At 39.6% G+C, this 22980-nt stretch carries 20 protein-coding genes; 11 read left to right on the plus strand and 9 right to left on the minus strand.

Annotated elements, in window-relative coordinates:
* Window positions 1–7: 7 nt before the first annotated feature.
* The gene (locus tag ACFILZ_RS03770) at window positions 8–793 is read right to left on the minus strand and encodes a tetratricopeptide repeat protein (RefSeq protein ID WP_375607045.1); all 786 of its coding nucleotides are present in this window, start codon (window positions 791–793) and stop codon (window positions 8–10) included.
* A gap of 156 nt (window positions 794–949) precedes the next feature.
* Window positions 950–1075, minus strand: coding sequence for a type B 50S ribosomal protein L36 (gene ykgO / locus ACFILZ_RS03775; RefSeq protein ID WP_004863016.1), 126 nt, complete (start codon window positions 1073–1075; stop codon window positions 950–952).
* A gap of 2279 nt (window positions 1076–3354) precedes the next feature.
* Here ykgO and ACFILZ_RS03780 point away from each other — a divergent pair.
* Window positions 3355–3609, plus strand: coding sequence for a hypothetical protein (locus ACFILZ_RS03780; RefSeq protein WP_375610654.1), 255 nt, complete (start codon window positions 3355–3357; stop codon window positions 3607–3609).
* A 443-nt stretch (window positions 3610–4052) separates the two neighbouring features.
* Here the strand turns inward: ACFILZ_RS03780 and ACFILZ_RS03785 are convergent, their stop codons facing one another.
* Together ACFILZ_RS03785 and purE are read right to left on the minus strand one after the other, a co-directional pair.
* Window positions 4053–5258 carry a 5-(carboxyamino)imidazole ribonucleotide synthase gene (locus ACFILZ_RS03785; RefSeq protein WP_375610655.1) on the minus strand — a complete coding sequence of 402 codons (1206 nt, stop codon included), beginning with the start codon at window positions 5256–5258 and terminating at the stop codon, window positions 4053–4055.
* A gap of 1 nt (window position 5259) precedes the next feature.
* Window positions 5260–5757: a 5-(carboxyamino)imidazole ribonucleotide mutase gene (gene purE, locus ACFILZ_RS03790; protein WP_375610656.1), complete on the minus strand. Its 498-nt coding sequence runs from the start codon at window positions 5755–5757 to the stop codon at window positions 5260–5262.
* Window positions 5758–6577: 820 nt separating this feature from the next.
* On the opposite strand from purE, the gene ACFILZ_RS03795 reads away from it, so the two are divergent.
* The 3 genes from ACFILZ_RS03795 (at window position 6578) to ACFILZ_RS03805 (ending at window position 8946) form a co-directional block, all read left to right on the plus strand.
* The gene (locus ACFILZ_RS03795; protein ID WP_273790835.1) at window positions 6578–6730 is read left to right on the plus strand and encodes a DUF5993 family protein; all 153 of its coding nucleotides are present in this window, start codon (window positions 6578–6580) and stop codon (window positions 6728–6730) included.
* A gap of 10 nt (window positions 6731–6740) precedes the next feature.
* A complete protein-coding gene (locus ACFILZ_RS03800) occupies window positions 6741–7322 on the plus strand; it encodes a disulfide bond formation protein B (protein WP_375610657.1) in 582 nt (193 codons plus the stop codon).
* A gap of 1480 nt (window positions 7323–8802) precedes the next feature.
* Entirely contained in the window at window positions 8803–8946 is a 144-nt protein-coding gene (locus ACFILZ_RS03805; protein ID WP_375610658.1) for a hypothetical protein, read from the plus strand.
* A gap of 408 nt (window positions 8947–9354) precedes the next feature.
* Here ACFILZ_RS03805 and ACFILZ_RS03810 read toward each other — a convergent pair whose 3' ends face one another.
* Both ACFILZ_RS03810 and ACFILZ_RS03815 read right to left on the minus strand, forming a co-directional pair.
* On the minus strand, window positions 9355–9720 hold the full coding sequence (locus ACFILZ_RS03810; protein WP_375610659.1) for a helix-turn-helix domain-containing protein: 366 nt from the start codon (window positions 9718–9720) through the stop codon (window positions 9355–9357).
* A gap of 742 nt (window positions 9721–10462) precedes the next feature.
* Window positions 10463–10834 carry a helix-turn-helix domain-containing protein gene (locus tag ACFILZ_RS03815; protein ID WP_375610686.1) on the minus strand — a complete coding sequence of 124 codons (372 nt, stop codon included), beginning with the start codon at window positions 10832–10834 and terminating at the stop codon, window positions 10463–10465.
* 1579 nt (window positions 10835–12413) lie between these two features.
* On the opposite strand from ACFILZ_RS03815, the gene infA reads away from it, so the two are divergent.
* The 4 genes from infA (at window position 12414) to ACFILZ_RS03835 (ending at window position 15145) form a co-directional block, all read left to right on the plus strand.
* The gene (gene infA / locus ACFILZ_RS03820; RefSeq protein ID WP_004857577.1) at window positions 12414–12632 is read left to right on the plus strand and encodes a translation initiation factor IF-1; all 219 of its coding nucleotides are present in this window, start codon (window positions 12414–12416) and stop codon (window positions 12630–12632) included.
* Window positions 12633–12876: 244 nt separating this feature from the next.
* Window positions 12877–13590 (plus strand): Maf family nucleotide pyrophosphatase, encoded by a 714-nt coding sequence (locus ACFILZ_RS03825; RefSeq protein WP_375610660.1) that lies wholly within the window; start codon window positions 12877–12879, stop codon window positions 13588–13590.
* 21 nt (window positions 13591–13611) lie between these two features.
* Window positions 13612–13896 carry a DNA gyrase inhibitor YacG gene (yacG, locus tag ACFILZ_RS03830; RefSeq protein ID WP_375610661.1) on the plus strand — a complete coding sequence of 95 codons (285 nt, stop codon included), beginning with the start codon at window positions 13612–13614 and terminating at the stop codon, window positions 13894–13896.
* Window positions 13897–15007: 1111 nt separating this feature from the next.
* Window positions 15008–15145 carry a hypothetical protein gene (locus ACFILZ_RS03835; RefSeq protein ID WP_375610662.1) on the plus strand — a complete coding sequence of 46 codons (138 nt, stop codon included), beginning with the start codon at window positions 15008–15010 and terminating at the stop codon, window positions 15143–15145.
* A 283-nt stretch (window positions 15146–15428) separates the two neighbouring features.
* Here the strand turns inward: ACFILZ_RS03835 and ACFILZ_RS03840 are convergent, their stop codons facing one another.
* Window positions 15429–16460: a DUF3472 domain-containing protein gene (locus ACFILZ_RS03840; RefSeq protein WP_375610663.1), complete on the minus strand. Its 1032-nt coding sequence runs from the start codon at window positions 16458–16460 to the stop codon at window positions 15429–15431.
* A 455-nt stretch (window positions 16461–16915) separates the two neighbouring features.
* Between ACFILZ_RS03840 and clpB the strand changes: the two genes are divergently transcribed.
* The 3 genes from clpB to ACFILZ_RS03855 all read left to right on the plus strand — a co-directional run bounded on the left by clpB (window position 16916) and on the right by ACFILZ_RS03855 (window position 21465).
* Complete coding sequence (clpB, locus tag ACFILZ_RS03845; RefSeq protein ID WP_375610664.1) at window positions 16916–19495, plus strand: ATP-dependent chaperone ClpB; 2580 nt, start codon at window positions 16916–16918, stop codon at window positions 19493–19495.
* An 852-nt stretch (window positions 19496–20347) separates the two neighbouring features.
* Window positions 20348–20479 carry a hypothetical protein gene (locus ACFILZ_RS03850; RefSeq protein ID WP_375610665.1) on the plus strand — a complete coding sequence of 44 codons (132 nt, stop codon included), beginning with the start codon at window positions 20348–20350 and terminating at the stop codon, window positions 20477–20479.
* Between the two features lie 29 nt (window positions 20480–20508).
* Entirely contained in the window at window positions 20509–21465 is a 957-nt protein-coding gene (locus ACFILZ_RS03855; RefSeq protein ID WP_375610666.1) for a hypothetical protein, read from the plus strand.
* A gap of 222 nt (window positions 21466–21687) precedes the next feature.
* On the opposite strand, the gene ACFILZ_RS03860 is transcribed toward ACFILZ_RS03855, so the two are convergent.
* Both ACFILZ_RS03860 and ACFILZ_RS03865 read right to left on the minus strand, forming a co-directional pair.
* On the minus strand, window positions 21688–22059 hold the full coding sequence (locus ACFILZ_RS03860; protein ID WP_375610667.1) for a helix-turn-helix domain-containing protein: 372 nt from the start codon (window positions 22057–22059) through the stop codon (window positions 21688–21690).
* A 370-nt stretch (window positions 22060–22429) separates the two neighbouring features.
* Window positions 22430–22801 carry a helix-turn-helix domain-containing protein gene (locus tag ACFILZ_RS03865; protein WP_375610687.1) on the minus strand — a complete coding sequence of 124 codons (372 nt, stop codon included), beginning with the start codon at window positions 22799–22801 and terminating at the stop codon, window positions 22430–22432.
* Between the last annotated feature and the right edge of the window lie 179 nt (window positions 22802–22980).

Below are 22980 nucleotides of genomic sequence, written 5' to 3' on the forward strand. Positions count from 1 at the left end.
AATGGTTTCAAAGAGCTTGTGGTGATTGTTCGTCTAACAGAGCTTGCACGCGCTTTTGAATCCTGCGCATTTGTGGATAGTAAACCAATGCTGTTTTATAAGCTTTAAGAGCAAGTTTGGGACGCTCCGTTGCTTCCATGACAACGCCAAGTTCAAAAAAAGCACTATAATTGCGCGGCTCAAGTTCAAGAGCGTGGTTGAGATCAAGCATGGCAAGCTTGAAATCGTTCAGTTGAATGTGAATCCAAGCGCGTCTTATCCAAGCTTCAGCATGAGTAGGCAAAAGTGCAAGAGCATTATCAATATAATCAAGCGCAAGTCCATAATCATCGCTGTTGAGTGCATTTTCAGCCCATGACATTAAAAGATCAATCGTCTCACTCCCCGATTGGGACCATAAATGTTGAAGTTGTTGACTGATCTTTTTCGCTTTAGCAACATCAGCACAATATTTCAATTCTTTGAGTAAACGTGAAATTTCTGCTTCTTTGCGCTGCTTAACTCTGTCAACATGGGAAAGCTGCTCTTTGTCAAGATCTTCAAGAATAACCGCCGAGGAATCAGAATCGGAGGGTGTTGAGGAAGGGGGAGGAGAATTGGGAATAAGATCATCTAACGGTAAAAGCGATTGTGGAGAAGGCCGATCTTCAGGAAGAGAAGGAGGATTTTGCCCATAGCTCGAGGGAACAAAACAAAAAACGCCAACAAAAGAAAGAAAAAACGCGCGCTGGAAAATACAGAAAAAACGCAACTGGAAAAATCGAAAGGCTTTTAAAAAAATAGAAGAATCCATAAAAACAAGCCCCCAAAAGATAAATCACCAAATATTATCAAATACTAGACTTGTAATCAACGGACTTATAACAAAAAAACTCAAGAAAAAAATTTTAAGCCTACAATTAAAGTAGGCATAAAAACATTGATCCTAAAGAAATTATCCCTAAAAGAATTAGCCCTGACGTGCTCTAAAACGTGGATTCGTTTTATTAAGAATATAAACACGACCCTTACGACGCACCAAACGATTGTTACGGTGGCGCTCTTTTAGTGCTTTAAGCGAATTTTTAATTTTCATCATATTCACCGTTTAAATAGTTTACGTAACACAATACTATAATACAATATTAAAACACGAAAATACAATATTACAACCCCAATAGACTGCTTACTCTATGAGCATTGCATTGCGATATCGTACTTGCATGATAACATCACACGATACACTTTTTCACTGTGATCACAAAAAGAAAAGCGCACTCTTAAGGTACGCATTAACCACTTCATTAGCACAACGATAAGTGAAAATTGCAAAAAAAGTAGGAGAGATTTAACAAGAAGTCTTATTCTTGTCAAGGGTATATCCCTTACAAATTCCTATAGTGTGTTAACGGTTGGCCTTGAAGGTAAAAATTTTCTCGTAAAAAGAAGGACACCAAAAAGCACAAAGAGTGGAAAAAAGTAAAAGCTTCCTATTTGTGAGAAAATAATCCTGTTTTTTCGTAAAATATCATCGTTAAGTAAGGCTCATGTAAAATTTATAACATGAGGTTTTTTTTGTTCGTGTGTGAGGATATTCTTAAGGCTTATTCTTAAAACCTAAAAAATAAACCGCATGATGATGACAAAGATGATGAATTGATAAGGATAAATTTCTATTGTTCAGAGAAAACATAGTAAAATAAGAGTTTTGCATAGTCTTAAGGTTTTCTCATTGCAAATTTGTGTAGCTTTAAGCATAGCATTCGCTTCTTGCATATCACAAGCGGGATTGATCTATGGTAAAGATACTTGAAGATAAGGAATAAAACGGTCTTTTATGAATGCTTTCAAATGCTAAGAGTGTTGTAACATTGGGGGGTGGCAAAGCGGTGTGATGGCGTTGGTGTTTACGCTTCATAAGTTTAAAGAGGGTGGTGCACTATGAATGTTTAAGCTATTATCGAGAGTTTTTATGCTCTATGACGGGGGCTGCTGTTGTGAAGTGGTGGGGCAATGTGCATTGGCAAAATGTTTCTTTAAAATAAGCGCGTGTTAAAACAAGTGCGTAAATTGGCAACACAAGTGTCTTCTGTTTGAGGCTTTTTATTTTACGTGAGGGGTGAGAGGATATTTGGTTTGGGAATGGATAAGCTTAGTGCTGTAATCATATCCTGTAATTATATCTTTGATGTGGAGATCAGGGACGGAGCGGAGCGCTCGGTACTTTTAATGAGGGATTAAATCTGTGTGGTTAGAGTGAAAGATTATGCATAAATTTCTCTTTTAAGGCAATAGTTTATGATTCTTTGCAACCCAATTATTTCTACGTGGGTGGAGTGCTGGATATTGTCGAGCAGATGGGGAATTCAAATTATCCAATAAGGGAGCCAGTATACTGAGAATACACTTTGGCTCTTGAATGTGGATAGTTTGAATCCTTTTTAATATCCATGTTGCAGAAAAAAATTGACCTTCCCAAGGGTGGTCTATGATGATGTTTATTGAAAGAGTGAAAGCTTCACATCGTCTGGCGATAGACGTAATAAAAGTATGTCATAATACCAATTTATATACATGTTGCAAATGCCAAAGAGAGCTGACGTAATGATCATTGGTATCCCGATCAATAGGGGCAGTGTTTCTCTTCCTCCTGTGAGGTATATTAGACAAAGAATTCCTGTCATTAATAAAAAGCCTATCGACAGGATTTTCGTTACGAAAACAATGGGTTTACGAAAAGTTAAAAGAAAAAGGAACAACATATGTCTAAATGGACCCCCTTTACGTTTTTGGGGAAGAACAGACTGTACCTCATTTAAAGTTTTATTATTGTTAGAAATGAAGTGTTTTTTGCCACAATAAGCGTTTTAAAGGCAATGATAGTGTTAAAATGATCGTATTAAAAAGTATAGTTTAGCTTTATCAGGATAATAAAATAAACATTTATATTTATAAATTATTAGGTGCTCTTGAAAGAAGCTTGGATTGAGAAAAATTGTGGGAACTTCATGAAGCGCTGGTCTGTTGGGGGGGACGAATGTCATTGCTGAGCAGGATTAGAGAGTTACAGACAATCTCTTATGGGTGGTTAAGAATATGCGTAAACAAAGTGCGTTTACGATAAGGGGAGTTCATAAAGAATTGTGCGAGATGCAATAAAATCAATGCGCATTATACGGTGATGATGTGCCTTATAATTCATTGTCTTAACAGGATTAAAAGGTGGAAAAATTGATGCACTAAAAAAGGGAGGGTTTTGTGAGAGAAGAAAAATTGATCTGAAAAGAAGAAACTTAAGCCTTTGGGGAGAAGTTCAGGAAACCTTTTCGAGGAATGTGTTGGGGGAATTAATGAAAGAAGAAAATCTTCTATCCGTTGAAGGAAAAAGAGAGAGGAGAAAAAGAAGAAAGTTGCTATGCTGGAGAGGGCTATCGTCTGGCCGATATTGGGCCGAATTCTCGAGAGTTGTTTTGGGAGAGTAATACGTTTTACCTCTTTGCAGCAATTTTATGGAAAACAAAACGATGCTTTTGTGAAAAAATGAGCATAAGAAGAGAAGCTAGAGACAATAAAAACGCAATCATGGGGATTGGTATCTATGGGGGTGCAATAAATCAGTCTATTTCTTAAAGGTTGGCATTAAAAGAAAAATGAAGGGGCTGCGTATGTTATAGGGGAATATTTATGCTGTGGAAGGTGGAGGGGTAGTGAAGTTGGGGGCTGGTGGATTATTTTTAGCCGGGGGATATTTTTGAGAAAAGGAAGGGGAGAAGAGCTAGGGGGTGGAGTTGAAGGGTTGGGAGCGCTTGTTGTGCTGCTTGGATATTGGTGTGGAGTGAAGCTTTGTTTTTGAGGGCGGATGAGATGTTCGTGTAGGATGAAGCGGTTTGGAGGGGGAAGAGGTGATGTTTTTAAGAGAGAAGGAGCTTGTAGGAGGGCTTCACGCCCTTTCAGGGGAGAATTAAAAGGTTAGGGGCGCTTTTGAAGCCGATGGATATCGGTGTGGGGGGAGAGGTTGTTTTTTCAGTTCATTTAGGGGAAAAGTGTGAAAAAGTATTTGTATATATGTGGGCTTAAGATTTGTTGGCTGGTCCCAGTAATTGGATGATATGCCCCATTTTGCGGTTGGGGTGAACAGTGCTTTTGCCATATAAATGGATCGAGGTGCGCTCTTGTGTGAGAAAATATTTTAACGTGCTAAAATTGTTACCAAGAAGATTGGTCATTTGGCAATCGCTATGGCGATAGGGACTGCCTAAGGGAAGTCCGCAAATAGCACGTATATGCTGTTCAAATTGTGAAGTTATGCATGCCTTTTGTGTCCAATGACCAGAATTATGGACACGCGGTGCTAATTCATTCACTAAAAGATGACCATTCGTTAAGACAAAAAGTTCAATACAAAGAACACCAACATAATCGAGGGCATCCATGACTGTTACACTGATTTCTTGAGCTGCTTTTTGCACGTCAAGTGGAATATGTGATGGAACAAAGGATTTATGAAGAATACCATTTTTGTGTTGATTTTCAGGGCAGTCATAAAAAATATGTTCTCCTTGTTTTGTACGTGCCGAAAGAACCGAAATTTCCGATAAAAAAGGGACTATTTCTTCTAAAATACAAGGCTGTTCCTGAAAAGTCCTTAAGGCTTCGTCAAGGGTTTGTTCATCTGGGTGATCAAGCTTGATCTGATTTTTTCCGTCATAACCAAAACGACGCGTCTTTAAAAGACCACGTCCGCCTAAGGTATCAAGAGCGGAAAGAAGAGAAGAAGAATTGTCAACAGCGTGCCATAACGCGGTGCCAATCCCTTGATCACGCAAAAATTGCTTCTCAAAAAGTCGATCTTGCGTGATCTCTAATGCTTTGGAAGAAGGATAAACAGGCTTACTCTTTTCTACATATTGAACCGTTTGAAGCGAAAGATTTTCAAATTCATAGCTGACAACATCACACTGAGAAATAAAATGATCTAAAGCTGATATATCGTCATAGGAGGAAACAATATGGTTGTTTGCTGTTTGAGCGGCTGGGCAATCGGCTTCAGGGCAAAAAATAACGGTTCGAAATCCTAATTCTGCAGCAGCTATGGCGAGCATCCGCGCTAATTGTCCCCCCCCGATTAAACCAATGACGCTGCCTGGAGGTAACATGGTGAAGGGAGTGGTGTTGGCTAAGGTGGTGTTGGACGAAGTGGTGTTGGACGAAGTGGTGTTGGACGAGGTGGTGTTGGCTAAGGTGGTGTTGGCTGAGGGGGGGGTGGAAAACGGTGCCATTTTAAACCTCCGTTACAGGCGTTTGGGCGACATTGGCTGTTTGTTGTTGACGCCAATCTTCTAATCGTTGGGCGAGATCATGGTCATAAACGGCCATAACGGCCGCGGCTAAAAGGGCTGCATTAATTGCGCCTGCTTTGCCAATTGCTAATGTGCCGACGGGTATCCCTGCTGGCATTTGCACGATTGAAAGCAAAGAATCTTGACCAGAAAGAGAGTGAGAATGCACTGGAACGCCAAAAACAGGAAGAGGAGTAAGGGCTGCTAACATACCTGGAAGATGCGCTGCACCCCCCGCACCGGCAATTAAAACTTTAAACCCTGCTTCTTTTGCTTCTTTGGCAAATTGATAAAGGCGTTCAGGAGTTCGGTGTGCTGAGACAATATGCGAACTATGAGAAATACCAAGATTCGTCAAAATATCTGCACTATGGCACATCGTTTGCCAATCCGATTGGCTCCCCATTAAAATCGCGACATCACATGATTTTTTCATCATTCTCTATCCTTTTCAAAGGTTCAATGCGATTCTTTATCATTATTTTTTTAAAGTTTTATATTCTTTTTGCAAAGCCAATTGATGACAGAGAAACAGTTATTTTTCAAATAAGGCGGAAAGCTAAAAATTTAAAGGGGATCTCGAGAGATGAAAAACTAAAGTATTGAAGGCATGAAGCACTTCTTGTGAGGGGGGAGGGGAATGCCACGGGGTGGTGTGGGACCCATGAGGCTGTTGAGCTTGCGGTATTGTCTTTTATTTAAGATAAGAGGGAAAACTGTATTGGGGAAAAGCCATTGATTATAAGTTTTTTTAAAAAAATGTCTTATTTTTTATTTGCTAAAATAAACAAGATCACCATATGATATAAAATCTGTTGCAATTTGAAACATTACTTATGAGAAAAAGAGATTTTTATGTCAAAAATGTGTTGCAAAATGAGGATATTCTTTTGAGAAAAAAAGAGATGTATATCTCTCGATTTCAAAGCCTATTTATTTTGTTGTTCAAGTGATTCTTTTGTGAGTGGGGGATATAATCTTTATAGGGGATATAATCTTTATAATTGTCGATATATCTTTAACAATGGCTGATATAAGGGGAAGCGAATAATCAACGCTTTTGTGCTTTTAACGCTTTTGTTGAGATGTGCTTCTGAGCGATTATATCGTTTTTTCACTTAAATATAATGGCAATATCAATCGCGAGTGACGAATTGTGAATAATAAATCCATGGTCTCTTTTTTGCCCAATTTTGTAATATGGTGAACGCTGAAATAAATAAGAGTTAAACAACGGATGTAAAGGAGATTTAAAAGCTATGTTTCTTCCATTTTTAATCGCTTTAGGTACTGCAGTAACGACTATGTGTGGTAAAAAAAATATAAGTTATGCTTTGTGGGCAATTTTATTCGTTGTCATTCTTCTCACTTTCAATCATCACGCAACTTCTACTTTAAATTTATCTTTTTGAGAGAATAGCCATGGAACATGTTGAACAAAAAAATCCTCACTTCGTCATCTTTATGAATACGCTAGGACTCTTTGGGTTATCTATTGTCTTGGTGGTGGCTTTTTATTATCAATTGGTAAAGTTTGAGTTACCTTGTCCCCTTTGTTTGCTGCAGCGCGTTGGATTGATGCTGGCAGGTTGTGGGTTCTTACTCAATATTCACCATAAGGTGAAAAATACCCATTATGGTATGGTTATTCTTGGTTGTATGGTAACCAGTGCTGTGGCAGCACGGCAAGTGTTTTTGCATATCACACCCGATGATTTAGGATATGGTTCAACGTTCTTTGGATTGCATTTTTATACTTGGGCTTTCATTATTTCTGTCCTTTGTATCTTTGCTGTCTCATTTGTCATGATTTTAGGCGAATTGGCACACAAGTTCAAAGAATTTTCTCCTTTTCCAGCCTTGAGTAAAACGGCAAGTTTCTTATTTGTGTTTTTGATTGCGGCAAATTTGATTTCTACCATACTGGAATGTGGTGGTGGGCAATGTGCCGATGATCCTGTAAGGTATGAATTGTTATCAAATTGGTTCCCTTCACAGTCTTGAAATTTTTTAATAATCCCTCATCATAATTTTTATTGTTAAAGAGGCGGAAATATTTAAGAATCCGCTTCTTTTTTATTTATTGGGAAGACATTTTAGCAAGATTGTTCGATAATCTGATCTTTTATACCAACGCTGGCTTTTATGAGCGCTGGCGATTGATATTTTTTTAGCGAAGACTTGTACTGTGAACCTTTTATGCTGTCTTTTGAGAGAGATGAAGGGATTGATTGGCTTGGAGGCGTTTGTAGAAGAAGCCCCGGACTTTTGAACCGCGTAGGTTAAGAAGCCTCGTTTTTTAAAGGTGTATTAACGATAAAAATTTTTTGTTCTTGATTTTTCTTAACATTGTGTTAAATTGATCTTTGTATTCATTTTGGTGCTTCTAAAGCGTTTTTATTGCTTCTAGAGGGATTAATTTAAAATTTTGAAAGTTATGTGAATAATTTTCTGTAGAGGTTTGTTTATTAGAGGCAAACCTTTTTTTTTATCTAAGTTTTAGATGTTTTCTTTCAGTGTGAAGCCTTTTTTTAGAAAAAGGTAAGCGGCTTGATGATGACTCTCTTCTTTATTAATATATTGATTTATAATGATAAATAACCATTTTAACGTGAAGCGCGTTGCTGAATATAATAAAGTTGCTGAATATAATAAAATTGCTCATCACCAGTTCTCTTATATTGAATCAATTAAAATTACTTGGCTTATACATCATAAGTGGTGGGGCGTGCATGTGGGTCAAAACTGTACAAGAAAGGCATGCCTTTAATGAATTATCTCTTGAACCGAAGGCTGTCTGCAACATTGGGAGCTGGCAGAGTTTTGTGATGATGCCGGCTTGTTCTTCTATAAGCGTAAACTTGTTTTTCCATAAGCGTAAAGATAGGGGGAGCTGAATGGATTTTATATCCTTCATGGGAGCTTACCATTCCTTTACGGGTAGCGTTTTGCAAAATGGGTGTGATGGAGCGTTGAGAGATCTTTCTTTAAAACAAGCGCGTGAATATGCAACATAAGTATATTCCTTTTGGCACGTTTTGTATTACGAAAAAATATTGACTTATAAGGATAAGTTATCGTTGCGGATGTTGAATGAGAAAAACGAAGAGCTTCTCTCATTTCAAACTTTCTTATAGTCAATTAATTAAATGTGCTCTTCTACGTTACAAAAAAGCACTGGGTGTAAATAAAAATTCTTTTAAAAGTCGTAAAATGCTTCTTATGACCCCTTTTGATCGTTAGAATTTTTCGAAAAATTTTATGCTGCTCAATACAATAATAGGGCGGTTTATATCTATGATTTAAGTGAAAATAGGGGGATTTAGATGAAAAGGGAGGCGAGATTTTAATGACAGTTGTTGAAAACGTTATTGTGTAATGCATTTTTTGCAGATTTTCTGCTTTCTGTAAATACGTAAAAGCGTAAAAACGGAAATGTGCAAAAAAGGAAGCTGGAACTTTATGTGGGGTGTATGATTTTATCATGGCATGGAATGTGGAGAGAAGATTGGGGTGTGGGGATGAAGAGGCGGGGGTGTTGAGGAGAGAGGGTGTTGGGGGTGAAGAGTTTATGAAGCGAGGGGGGAGTTGGGATGAAGAGGCGGGGGTGTTGAGGAGAGAGGGGTGAGGGTGAAGAGTTTATGAAGGGAGGGGGGAGTTGGGATGAAGAGGTGGGGGTGTTGAGGAGAGAGGGTGTGGGGAAAGTTGTTTTTGAAGTGGGATTGACCGGTGCTTTGCGTGATCTTACTTTAGGGTGGTGAAGGGGCAAGAATATTTTAAAATAGGAGGTATCTGTCGCGTTTGATGCAACATTATCCTTTGTGGTGTCGTGATCTGAAATCAGCAGGGGAATTGGCTAGAGTAAGAAGCTGTATTGTTGACAAACCTATGTTTACAAAGTGGTGCGGGGGGAATTTGAAAGTTTCGTTTGGCTGCTTTCTGTAAATGTGGAGAAGCATCAAAACGTTGATCCGTAAAATAAAAACGTATGTCCGTAAAATGATGCGGAGAATTTATGCTTTGTGTGCACTTTTGCTTAATCAGAAATCAACCATAAGATTGCTTTTTGTTTTTTCGGCTGGAGCTCTCTAAAATTTTTCAAAAGGGAATGTTCTTTTTCGCTGTATGTTTCTTGATCATAGTGTGCGGTATGTGTTGAAAGATTTTCTTTTGTGGCAATATCTGCATAAAAAAAGCTTATGGGAACATCCAGTTTTTGGGCGATTTTGAGTAAACACCCTGCGCTTACACGATTGAAGCCTTTTTCATATTTTTGGATTTGTTGGAAACTGACACCTAAATAGCTTCCTAATTCTTTTTGCGAAAGGCTCATTGAAATGCGTCTGTGGCGGATTCTTTTACCTATCAAAATGTCGATAAAATTTGGATTTTTAGTTGGCACTTCAAGCCCCCCTCCGGTTGCGAGCGCCCTCGCATTGGTATTCCGGGAGTCTAAAAGTACTGAACCCTAGTCAGCTTTTTTGCTTTTAGTGCTCATCGCACCTGGACATAGCAAAAACTCCCGGAATTCCGGGATACCCACAAGAGTGGGTTCAATTGTACGCTAGGGTTTAGGGCTTTTAGTTCCCTGTTGATCGTTGCGTGGACGATCAAAATTACACTTTAAGTGATAAAGTAATTTCAGAAGATTGGCAAGAAAAATCAAAATAATCTCAAAGACTATAAGATTGGATACTTTTTAAAAAAGTGCGAAATATGGATTATAAATTGCGCTTTTACCTATCAGAATGTCGATAAAATATGGATTTTTAGTTGGCACTTCAAGCCCCCTCCGGTTGCGAGCGCCCTCGCATTGGTATTCCGGGAGGTTGGATTCACTGAACTTAAACATTCTCTTGTTTTTAGTGCTTAAAGCACTTGGACATAACAAAAGCCCCCGGAATTTCCGGGATACCCGCAATGCGGGATAAATTTATGTATTAAGCTTTCGGGCTTTTAGCTCCCTATTTGATCGTTGCGTGGACGATCAAAAACACGTGCTTATCAATAAAGTAATTTCAGGAGATTGGCAAGAAAAATCAATATCCCATAAAATGGCGTGATTTGGAGGGGTATGGAGTGCTGGTTTGAATTTGACTTAAGGGGGTATATGAATGGAATAATATTAATTGTTACTCTTTTGCTTAATCAGAAATCAGCCACAAGATTGCTTTTTGTTTTTTCGGCTGGAGCTCTCTAAAATTTTTCAAAAGAGTGTGTTCTTTTTCGCTGTATGTTTCTTGATTGTGGTGTAAGAGAGTGTCTTTTGTGGGAAGATTTTCTTTTGTGGCAATGTCTGCATAAAAAAAGCTTATGGGAACTTCCAGTTTTTGGGCGATTTTGAGTAAACACCCTACGCTTACACGATTGAAGCCTTTTTCATATTTTTGGATTTGTTGGAAACTGACACCTAAATAGTTTCCTAATTCTTTTTGGGAAAGTCCCATGGCAATTCTTCTTTGACGAATTCTTTTGCCTATCAGAATGTCGATAAAATTTGGATTTTTGGTTTGCACTTCAAGCCCCCCTCCGGTTGCGAGCGCCCTCGCATTAGTATTCCGGGAGTCAAAATACTGAGCTCTAGTCAGTTTTTTTGCTTTTAGTGCGGAAACGCACCTGGACATGGCAAAAACTCCCGGAATTCCGGGATACCCACAAGAGTGGGCTCATTTTACGCTAGAGCTTAGGGTTTTTGAATCCCTCTTGATCGCTGCGTAGACGATCAAAATATCTTTTAAGTGATAAAGTAATTTCAGAAGATTGGCAAATGAAAATAGTTTTTATTTATAAACTTTATTTTTTAATGAGAGGCTTTCCGCCTCTCAAACTCTCCGGAACGCTCACCAAAATCATGAGATCAGACCCGCGTTTAATGAGGGGACTAACAATCCTAGGTTCTTAAGGTCAAGGAGACCATTACATGGCGCCTAACGGCGTCCTTGACCCCCAGAACTTAACGGCTTGTTTTGTCCCTCTCACGCGGCTCCGAAATCATGATTAGAAGGGGAGCTTAAAAACGTATATTCGTGAAAAAGGAGTAGAGGATTTGTGCATTGTGTATGCTTTTGGCATGGCATGGAATGTGGTGAGATAAATGGGGGAAAGAGTTTTTGTGAATGGAGTGGTAAGCTGGGATGAAGCCTGCGGGAGATTGAAGGGAGAAGAGAGTGTGGGGGCGGAATAGGAATGAACAGACTAGAGAGGGAAGAGGCGGTGGTGCGAAGGGATGCGTAAAGGATGGTGTGAGGAGATAGCGCTTTGTTTTTATGGTACTTGATGAAGTGGTGTCATTTGAGGGGAATCTGAAGTCCGTGGGTGGGTGATCTGAAGTGCTTGGGGAGATTGGCTAGGCAAGAAGCTGGGGTAATACTATTGTTTATAGAGTGGTGCGGTGTGGAAGTTTCATTTGGCTTTATTCTGTAAATACGTAAAAGCGTGAAAACGGAAATGTGTAAAAAAGGAAAAGGCTTTATGTCGTTAGAGGCGTTGTGGTTAATGATACGCAATGTATAGGGATCGTGTTTTCGAAGGTAGGAAGAACAACATAAATGGAAAGAGTGGCTTAGAGGAAGCGTGTGAAGAGAGGGAAAATGGGGAAGGCTGTATGGGAAATGCGTAGAGTATGAAGTGTGGGGCAGTGAAGCATGTTGTGAATGGTGTGTGAAGAATGGAGAAGGTTTTTGAGAAAAGGAGGGGCTTCTGGCGTGGGGGAGTGGTGTTTATCTGAAGGGCGCATGTTTAAAGTGTGGAAGGTGAGGAAAAGTTGGAGAGAGGATGATTGTGAGTAAGTTGTGGAGGGATTAGTCAGAGGTGTTGGGAAAATGCTTTAGGGGAAAAAATTAGCATAATTTCTTGTCACACTGAAACCAAAATCATCATAAAAACTGAAGGAAATTAGCGGGTAAAACTGGTGGAAAAAAGTTTTGATTCTTAAGGGGTGGGGGGCCGTTTTTTTGAGAGTATGGAAGAGTAAACTTGAAAAACCTTTCCCTTTTTGTGGAATTTTTATTCACAAACTTAAGAAAATAGGATATGAACGCTGGAAATAACGCGCAGCTTAACAAAATATGTGCACTGTAAAGGAAATGTTTGTTTATGTCAAAAGAAGAAGTTTTAGAATTTTCTGGTATCGTTACTGAACTCTTACCTAACGCGATGTTTCGTGTGAAACTGGAAAATGATCATGAAATTATTGCCCATACCGCTGGTAGAATGCGGAAAAATCGTATACGGGTGTTGGCCGGTGATAAAATCATGGTGGAAATGACACCTTATGATTTGACAAAAGGGCGTATTACATATCGCTATAAGTAGCCTCGTGGGTGGCTTGCACTTTTTTCTAAAAGCTATCATATTATTTCTATTATTTTTTAACAGTTTTTTAGTTTGCTTTTCATGAGTGAAAAAAGGGGAGTGTTTGAAGAGCCTTGAAAAACTGTAAAATCGATGCGGAAAAAGGATAAGGAGATCAATAGCGCTTAAAAGGGAGCGCTAAAGGGGTGCTTAAAAGGGGGCGCTAAAGGGGGTGAAGAGGGAAGTCAATTGTGAAGGGGTGGAAATGAGAAATATAAGAGAGTGGGGGGAAAAACGTTTGGCAGATACTCTTACAGAAGAAATTTATTTGGTGCTTGCCTCCGCCTCACCAAGGCGTTTAGCGCTCTTGGCACAAATAGGGATTGATCCGCAGCAGGTTTATGCAAGCGATATTGATGAAACGCCAAAATTAAAAGAACATCCTGCAAACCTTGCCAAACGTTTGGCAAAAGAAAAAGCACTGAAAGCCCAAAAAATTTTGCGCTGGTACAGTCAGAATGGTCAAGACGAGTTGCAGAATGGTCAAGAAAAATTACCTGGACAGAAAATGATTATCTTGGCGGCTGATACGGTGGTGGCTGTTGGGCGGACCATTTTCCCCAAACCAGAAAGCGAGGATGAGGCTTATGAATGTTTACGATACCTTTCTGGGCGTTCGCATAAGGTCTATGGTGCCATTTGTGCGCTCAATGAACGTGGAAAAATAACCGTAAAATTGGTTGAAAGTCGTGTTCGCTTTAGACGCTTAACCTCTGCCATGATGAAGGCTTACCTTGCTTCAGGAGAATGGCAAGGGAAAGCAGGTGGCTACGCTATCCAAGGAAAAGCAGGGGCTTTTGTTGTCCATATCACGGGTTCTTATTCTAATGTTGTGGGATTGCCTTTGGCTGAAACAGCCGATCTCTTGACCGCTTATCACTATCCACTTTTCACTCACTGGGCTGAACAAACGCATTAGAAAAACTTTAAGGTAAGATCAATGCAAGGTGAAAAGCAACAAAAAGAGAAAAGCAAAAATGAAAAAAAAGCAACAGAAGAAAAGTTAATAAAGAAGCCAATGACAAAGGTGTGTCAAGAACAAAAAGAGCCTAATTTACAAAAAGAGACCCGTCCTCCGCATCCTTGTCCTATTTGTGGTCAGATGTCACAAAAATCTTCTTATCCTTTTTGTTCCACACGGTGCCGAGCCATTGATCTAAATCGGTGGCTTTCGGGTGCTTATATCTTACCACCTCCTCCACAAGTAAGTGATGAAGAAGAATAAAAGGGGTATTCCTCTTGAGAAAAGAACGCTAAAGCGTTTTTGTGTGGGAACTGAAGGGGAGGTGCGCGCGATTATCCTATATCAATGTATTTAAGGGCTGGATTAACGGCTTGCTTATTATCGTCATTCGCAAAGACGCAGATTAAGTTCAATCAACGATGGAAGTTTTAATACATATCTAAGACTTATCTCCAGAGGTTTTGTTTACCATGGATAATTATAAATTGCTTTGTTGCAGGAAGGTTATTGGTGCCTTTAGGGTGTGAGGGAAAAATTGATAGTCCAATCAGTATTGCTAAGGAAAAAAGAGGGGCACGTGTTTTGGTGCAAAGAGCTTGATCGCTGCGTAGACGACCAAAATTACACTTTAAGTGATAAAGTAATTTCAGAAGATTGGCAAGAAAAATGAAAAATTTTCTATTCTGTTATACCGTAAAACGGCGCTATTTGAAGGGGGAGTGAAGAGCTTGAATATTCATGATAGGGCTTTGATTTGTTGAGCCTGATGAAGTGCTGTCGTTTGAGGAGGGTAGTCTGAAGATTGTAAGGGGACTAGGCAAAAAGCTGGATTCATTTTCAGAACAGTGTTTACAGAGCGGTGCGGGGTGGTGATGTGGAAATTTTATTTGTCTGACTTCTGTAATAACGTAAAAGCGTGAAACGTATATCCGTAAAATAATGCGGAGGATTTGTACTGTGTGTATGCTTTTATCATGGCGTGGAATGTGGTCAGAGAACTAGGGGGATGCATTTGTGAATGGAGCGGGGAAGCTGGGATGAAAAGGGGTGTTAAGTGCGTTTTCTGGAGAAGAGTATGTGGAGAATATTGGGAGGAAGGGCTTATTTGTCTTGTCTGATAACGCCTCTTTTGAGGGGTGGTGATAATTATATGAAGTGATCAGTAGTCCTTCCCTGGATAAGAAGCTGGATTGTTTACGGACCAGTGTTTATCGAGCGGTGTGGGGTGGTGAATCTTTCGTTGGCTGTTTTCTGTGAATGTGTAAAAGCGTAAAAATGTGAATCTGTAAAAGTGAAGAGGAGGATTTATGGATTTATGTGTTGTGCGTGTTTTAGGGTCACGTTGGGTTTTTGCATGGATGGGGTGAGATAAATGGGGAGAGAACGAGCTTGTGAATTGAGGAGGGAAGCTGGAATGAAGAGTGCTGTAAGTTGTAAGTGTGTGATGGGAGAGAAAAAGGAGTGCGTGGAATGGGAGAGTGCCTATGGACAAGGGGGAGGGTGTGGATAAGAGGCGGGGTAGTGCAAAGGGATGCGTGAAGGGATGGTGTGAGGGTGATAGAAGAGGGAGGTGAGGAGATAGAGAGGAAAGGGTGTGGGGTTTTGAGAGAAGGTGAAGGTGGGAAAAATGCCCTGAAAGTATGGTGATGAGGGAAGTTAAAGGGGACGACGGGATGAGAGCAGGGCTCGAAAAAATAACTGGGAAAGGGAGCCGTGGTGGGGAAATGAAAAAAAACTTCCTCACCCCCAGTTGTTTTCAAAGGGGAGTGAGGGGCTTATCAAGAAGAAAAAAGTTAGTTTCTTTTCATAATTTTCCAAGTTTTTCCATCAGACATATACATAATCTTTTGACCTGTGGTTATCTTTTGTGTGCCGTGAGTGGTGTGAAGCGTAGAACTGAAAGCCGCTAGATGATCTATAAAGATTGATTTCCACTTAAATGAATCAGGAGATGGCAAAAAGATATTGGGTGCCCAAGAACGATTTTTTGAACGAATAACGACAAGCTCTTTTTGTTTCAAAACGTTAGAAATTGTTTCTGCAGACAGATCTTTCTCATTGGAAATTTGTATTTCTGGTTTAGTAGTAGGCGAGGCTAAACCTCCAAAGTCGCTTATACTTGTCATGCAAAAGTTGGATGTACATGATGTTTGGATGAAGTCAGAATCTTGACACTTTCCTTGATTAGAAGCTTTCAGACTCCCTTCGTGTAGCTTGTTTTGTTTTATGCCTTGAGGCTCAAAAAAAATCGAACTTTGCGGACTTAAATCATAACAGGAGGAAAGATGTCTCTTCCAACGAGAATGGTCTTCAACAAAACTTGAAGATTTACGGAGTTGTCCAAATGTATTTGGTACTTCTATGGTCCCAATATTCACTTTTTTACCCGTTATAAAATCGACTACTGTCGCTGTAACTAGATTTCCATTTTTTTCAACATATAATCGATATCTGCGTCCCATCTCCCATGGAAAGTTAATTTCACATCGTACTCCTGAACCTTCCTGAGTAAAATGCTTACATGTATTACCCTTCCATCCCGTTGCATTCCAGATAGAAAAATGAATGGTACGGCCGCTCCTGTTGAAAAAACCAATTTGTCCACTTTTTCCGTTTTGGAATTCAAATTTATTTCCCCAGAAATAGATGGAGTTAGGCCCACCATCGTAATTTACTTGCTGGGTGAACACAAATAGATCAAATAATGCATTTTCAGGCCATTCATGCTCTATTGTAATAACTTTGCCGGCAAAAACGGCATAGCTTGGTTTACTTATTAGAAGGAATAAAAGTATTAAAATAACCTTTTTTACAGTATGGTACATACTCAAATCCTCTATCTTAATAAAAATAGTGTAACTTTATAAGTATTAAATCATATATTCAATGATTTGTTAAGTAAAATTAGAGAAAATACTTTAATGTTTACTCTAAACTATATGCTGTAAAGACTACTTTGTTTAAAGTGTTTTTGCATGCTCCTTTTCTGCTGTTCAAATTTAAGTTTAATGGTGGAATTTAGGGGTGATGGTTTAAAAGGGGGAGTGATGATGGGGGTATAAGAAAAGTTGCGGTTTTTATTTAAAATGATAGCGTATTTTTTTCTCCCTCTTGCTATGAGGCTTGTAGAAACCCATATTCTTTTTAGCACTATGGTTCTTCTTCTTGCTGCTTTTTTCGCGGTGTTTTTTAGAGGCTGGATAATCCTTTCTGGATGTTTCTTTTGTGGAATATTGGAGAGGTTAAAGTGTGGTGATGGCTTGAGATTTAAGGAAAAAAAATGAACTTGGAAAAATATAGCGAACGCGTGCAGGGTTTTTTACAATCAGCACAAAATAGCGCTCTTGCTTCTGATCATCAGCAGTTTTTGCCGGAGCATTTCCTGAAAGTGTTGTTAGACGATTCTCAAGGATTGGCTGCATCGCTTATCCAAAACGCTGGTGGTGATCTTACTCTTATTCAAAAGGCGCTAAAAGAAGCACTTGATGCTTTGCCTAAAGTGCAAGGGGGAAATGGACAGCTCTATCTTTCGCAGCCATTGGCAAAAGTTTTCGCGCTGGCTGAGGATATTGCGAAAAAAGCCGGTGATCAGTTTGTGACCGTGGAGCGCATGTTGCAAGCGCTGATCATGGAAAAGACCGCAAAAACAGCCGATATTTTAACAAGTGGAGGATTGACCCCGCAAGCGCTTAATCGGGCAATTAATGCGCTGCGGAAAGGAAAAACAGCAACAAGCCCCCATGCCGAAGGACAATATGATGCCTTGCAAAAATATGCCCGGGATCTCACAAAAGATGCCCGTGAAGGAAAACTCGACCCTGTTATTGGACGAGAAGAGGAAATCCGCCGCACTATTCAGGTGCTTTCACGGCGGACCAAAAATAATCCCGTGTTGATTGGTGAGCCTGGGGTGGGGAAAACAGCTATTGTGGAAGGGTTAGCTCTGCGCATTATCAATGGCGATGTCCCTGAAACTTTGCGGGATAAACAGCTTTATGCGTTGGATATGGGAGCGCTTATCGCTGGTGCAAAATATCGTGGGGAATTCGAAGAGCGCCTTAAAGCGGTGCTGGCAGAGGTGCAAGCTGAAAATGGACAAATTATCCTCTTTATTGATGAATTGCACAATCTTGTTGGGGCTGGAAAATCTGATGGTCCTATGGATGCGTCTAACTTGTTAAAACCTGCTCTTGCACGCGGAGAACTCCATTGTGTGGGCGCTACTACGCTCGATGAATATCGAAAATATGTCGAAAAAGATGCTGCTTTGGCACGCCGCTTCCAGCCTGTCTTTGTACCTGAACCCTCTTTGGAAGATACTATTTCTATCTTGCGCGGTATTAAGGAAAAATATGAACAACATCACAAAGTGCGCTTGGCTGATAGTGCTTTAATTGCGGCGGCGCGTTTGTCTAACCGCTATATTACGGATCGCTTCTTGCCGGATAAAGCTATTGATCTTATCGATGAAGCGGCGGCGCGGTTGCGCATGCAGGTCGATTCAAAGCCGGAAGAACTCGATGCTGTTGATCGGCGTATTTTACAGTTGAAGATCGAACGGGAAGCTTTGAAAACAGATGTCGAGCCAACAGCAAAAGAACGTTTGAAAAATGTGCAGGAGGAACTCAAAACATTGGAACAACAGTCCGCTGAGATGACAAGTGCTTGGCAGGCTGAGAAACAAAAATTAGGGCATGCTGCTGATTTGAAAAAACAACTCGAAGAAGCTCGTAATGCTTTGGCTATTGCACAACGTGATGGTCAATTCCAACGCGCTGGAGAGCTCGCTTATAGCGTTATCCCTGAACTCGAAAAACAATTGAGTATCGCGGAAAATGATGACCAACAAAATCATCTCGTTGAAGAAACGGTGACGGCTGAACATGTAGCACGCATCGTTTCACGCTGGACCGGTATTCCTGTTGATCGAATGCTGGAGGCAGAACGGGAGGCGCTGTTGCGGATGGAAGATGAAATTAGCAAACGTGTGATTGGTCAGGGAGAGGCTGTTCAAGCTGTTTCTCGTGCTGTACGTCGTGCGCGTGCAGGGTTGCAAGATCCCAATCGTCCGCTTGGCTCTTTCATGTTTTTGGGTCCTACCGGTGTGGGAAAAACCGAGTTAACCAAAGCTCTGGCCGCTTTTCTCTTTCAAGACCCAAATGCCATGTTGCGTATTGATATGTCGGAATATATGGAAAAGCATGCCGGGGCGCGGCTGATTGGGGCTCCACCCGGATATGTCGGATATGAAGAAGGGGGAGTGCTGACAGAGGCCGTACGTAGAAGACCTTACCAGGTCATTCTGTTTGACGAAATTGAAAAAGCACACCCTGATATTTTTAATCTCTTGTTGCAAGTGTTGGATGAGGGACGCTTGACGGATAGTCAAGGACGTACCGTTGACTTTCGAAATACCTTGCTGATTATGACTTCTAATCTTGGTGCTGAGTTTTTAACTGCTTTGCCTGAAGGGCAAACAACAGATCAGGCAAAAAATGATGTTATGAATGTCGTCAAAGCCGCTTTCCGTCCTGAATTTTTAAACCGTATTGATGAGATTATTCTCTTTCAAAGGCTGCAACGTCACGATATGGAAGCTATCGTCGATATTCAGATAGAACATTTGCAAAATCTACTCAATGAACGCAAAATAACTTTGCAAATCGAGCCAGAGGTGAGAAAATTTCTTGCCGATAAGGGCTATGATCCTCTTTATGGTGCTCGTCCGCTTAAACGGATTATTCAAAAAGAAATTCAAGATCCTCTCGCAGAGAAAATCTTGTTTGGAGAAATTCACGACGAGACAACGGTGAAAATTACAAAACAAGGAGATCGGTTGGAATTTTTGCCTGAAGATTAAGTTTAGAAAAATTCATGGTATAAAGGGCGGTGATAATCCTATTATGTGATAAACACCGCTCTTTGAAGCGTGCTGATTTAGAAAAATTCACGATGAGACAGCGGTATTTTATTGCAAAGCAAAGGGAGTGGCTGGTGTTTTTGCATGTTAAATCAGCGTTCTCGAATATCGTAGGATTCTTTTCCTTCTGTTTGTCGTGAAAACTATTTTCTTGCAATGTTATAAGTGAAGTCACAAGCAGGATTGCTTTGTTGCTTTATTGCTTTGTGTGTAGAAGCGTTAAAGAAAAATGCCGTTTATCAACCGTAAAACATTGCTTTTTGAGGGGGCTGATCTGTGGCATGGGAATTTTAGACGAAGATATTTTGACGATGGATTGGAGTTTTGCTGTTTAAGCAAAAGGTGGAGGATGCGTAAAACGCGCTGCTCTCTCATTTTTTCGGTGATGTGCGTTTTTCTGCTTTAAAATTTTGCTAAAAGTTTTTTTAAACTGTTTGATTGATTGCACTCTTGTCGGTGGCTAATAGATGATGGAGCATGATTATCTGCACAATCAAGTTTGTTATTTTGCAGTTTTTTAATCAAGATAAAGACTTGAAAAACAAGACCTCTAACTTGTTTTGGTTAAAATTTTTGCTATTCGTGTTACAAAGGCAAGTTTAAGTGGAAGGTGTATATTAAAAATATCTATATCTTAATTGATTTTACTTAACATTTACCAATAAACTATAATATGGTAAATATTAAGTAAAAGAAACAGATAATGAACTTTTTTCAAGAACTTTAATAAGAACTGTATTGGAGTTTATTGATAAAAAGGGTCATTTGAAATTTAAGCGGGGGTGTAATCTCATGAAGTTAGCTACAAACTTAGCCACAAACAAGGAATTAATTAACAGCTGGTTTGCAGAGGATGTTAAGAGTTATAATCGGCGTATTCCAGAAAGCTTAAAGGATTTCATGAGGATAGGAAAGATTCGTTAATAAGGGATGCTGAGCTTCAAAAGAAAATTTTGGACTCTTTAATACAAGATGTGTCGTTAACATCGGATGATTCCAATCCATTAAAGTTGTTTCTTGAACAAGGCTTTTCTTTTAGGGAGGAGCAAGGGGCGAGAGTTTTTGATACTATTAGAGGTGAGCATTCGATATCTGTTAAAAGTGGAGAAAGCGTTGATCAATTTAAAGTGAATGATCCAGAAATTGAAGCATCATCTATACCGGACAAACGAGAAGATCACTATACATTTCTAATGACGTGTGATCGAATAGAGCATGCTTTTAGAGAAGAGTATGGGCTGGACAATCTTTTAAAAGAGATCAGATCGTCTGTCCGAGAGCAGGATAATATTGAGAGTTACAATTGGTTAGAAAAGCTTATTGATAGTGCATTAAATAGTGAAAATGCACCGTTACAAGAAACACAAGAAATCTACATTCCAGACATTCGTGATCATCGTTTAGATGAAAAATCATATGAGCTTGCTATAAAAATCATTCGACGAGCAGTCAACTGTCTTGGGGTTCCCTCACGTTTGTACAATGCTTGTTTTTTTCAAAAAGCTTGTTCTTTGCGTGATCTTGTATTCATTTTTGGCATAGATGCTCAATTTGACATAAATGATCACGTTCTTAACGAAGTCATGGATATGTCGACAGTTTATGACGCTAAAAATAACCTTTTAAAAGTACAAAATTTTGGTGAGAAAAATAGCGATGTTATTGGTCTTGCTATGTCAAAAAAAGCGATATCTATCCATGACTTAAAAAGTACAGGGTATAGCGAGTTTGATCCAAGCAATTTGAGCACGAATATCTTTTTTCATATTTCGCAATCGTCATTATTTCGTCCGTTTGAAACAATGATTGTCTTTAAAGCAGGGACTGATGATCAGATTGAAAAAACAATAAAAAGGTACGAAGGCGCCAATGGCATGAAGTTAAAAGAAGAAGCAGAGAAAGAAGCTTAAAAAAGAGTAGCTTTAAAAAGAGTGAAAGTGCTATAAAAAAGATTAATTGAGGCATTCAAAAGTCATTGGAAAATTATAAGTGACAACAAAAATGCAGCTGATTATCCTATTTGCCGTAAAACACTGCTCTCTGAAGGGGTGTGGTGTCTTGATCTGAATTTGATTTAAGGATGTTTTGTTGTTTGATATATTAACAAATAACGTTGATCGTTGTGCTTTTGCCTAATCAGAGATTAGCCACAAGATTGCTTTTTGTTTTTTCGCTTCGAGCTCTCTAAAGTTTCTCAAAAGGGCGTGTTCTTTTTCGCTATAGATTTCTTGATTGTGGTGTAAGAGGGTTTCTTTTGTTGAGAGATCTTCTTTTGTGGCAATGTCTGCATAAAAAAAGTTCATAGGAACTTCTAGTTTTTGAGCGATTTCCAGTAAACATTTTGCGCTTACACGATTTAAGCCTTTTTCGTATTTTTGGATTTGTTGGAAACTGACACCTAAATAGTTTCCTAATTCTTTTTGGGAAAGCCCCATGGAAATGCGTCTATGACGGATTCTTTTGCCTATCAAAATGTCGATAAAATGTGGATTTTTAGTTGGCACTTCAAGCCCCCCTCCGGTTGCGAGCGCCCTCGCATTGGTATTCCGGGAGTTAAAGGTACTGAATCCGAGTCAGCTTTTTGCTTTTAGTGCTGAGAAGCACCTGGACATAGCAAAATCTCCCGGAATCCCCGCAAAGCGGGTTCATTTTTACGCTCGGATTTAGGACCTTTAATCCCTCTTGATCGGTGCGTAGACGATCAAAATCACACTTTAAGTGATAAAGTAATTTCAGAAGATTAGCAAGAAAAATCAAAAATTTTCTATTCTATTTATGCCATAAAACACTGCTCTTTGAAGGGGGGTGGTGTGTTGGTTTGAATTTGACTTAAGGGGGATATGAATGGAATAATGTTGATCGTTGTGCTGTTGCTTAATCAGAGATTAGCCACAAGATTGCTTTTTGTTTTTTCGCTTCGAGCTCTCTAAAGTTTCTCAACAGAGTGTGTTCTTTTTCGCTATAGGTTTCTTGATTGTGGTGTAAGAGGGTTTCTTTTGTTGAAAGATCTTCTTTTGTGGCAATGTCTGCATAAAAAAAGTTCATAGGAACTTCTAGTTTTTGAGCGATTTCTAGTAAACATTTGGCACTTACACGGTTTAAGCCTTTTTCGTATTTTTGGATTTGTTGGAAACTGACACCTAAATGGCTTCCTAATTCTTTTTGGGAAAGTCCTATTGAAATGCGTCTGTGACGGATTCTTTTGCCTATCAAAATGTCGATAAAATGTGGATTTTTAGTTGGCACTTCAAGCCCCCCTCCGGTTGCGAGCGCCCTCGCTTTGGTATTCCGGGAGTTAAAAACACTGACTTGACTCAGCTTTTTGCTTTTAGTGCCAAAGCACCTGGACATAGCAAAATCTCCCGGAATTCCGGGATACCCGCAAAGCGGGATAAATTTATGTGTCAAGTCTTCGGGTTTTTAAT

Origin of the sequence: Bartonella sp. AP40SXNS, assembly GCF_042195825.1 — a bacterium.
GTDB lineage: Bacteria > Pseudomonadota > Alphaproteobacteria > Rhizobiales > Rhizobiaceae > Bartonella.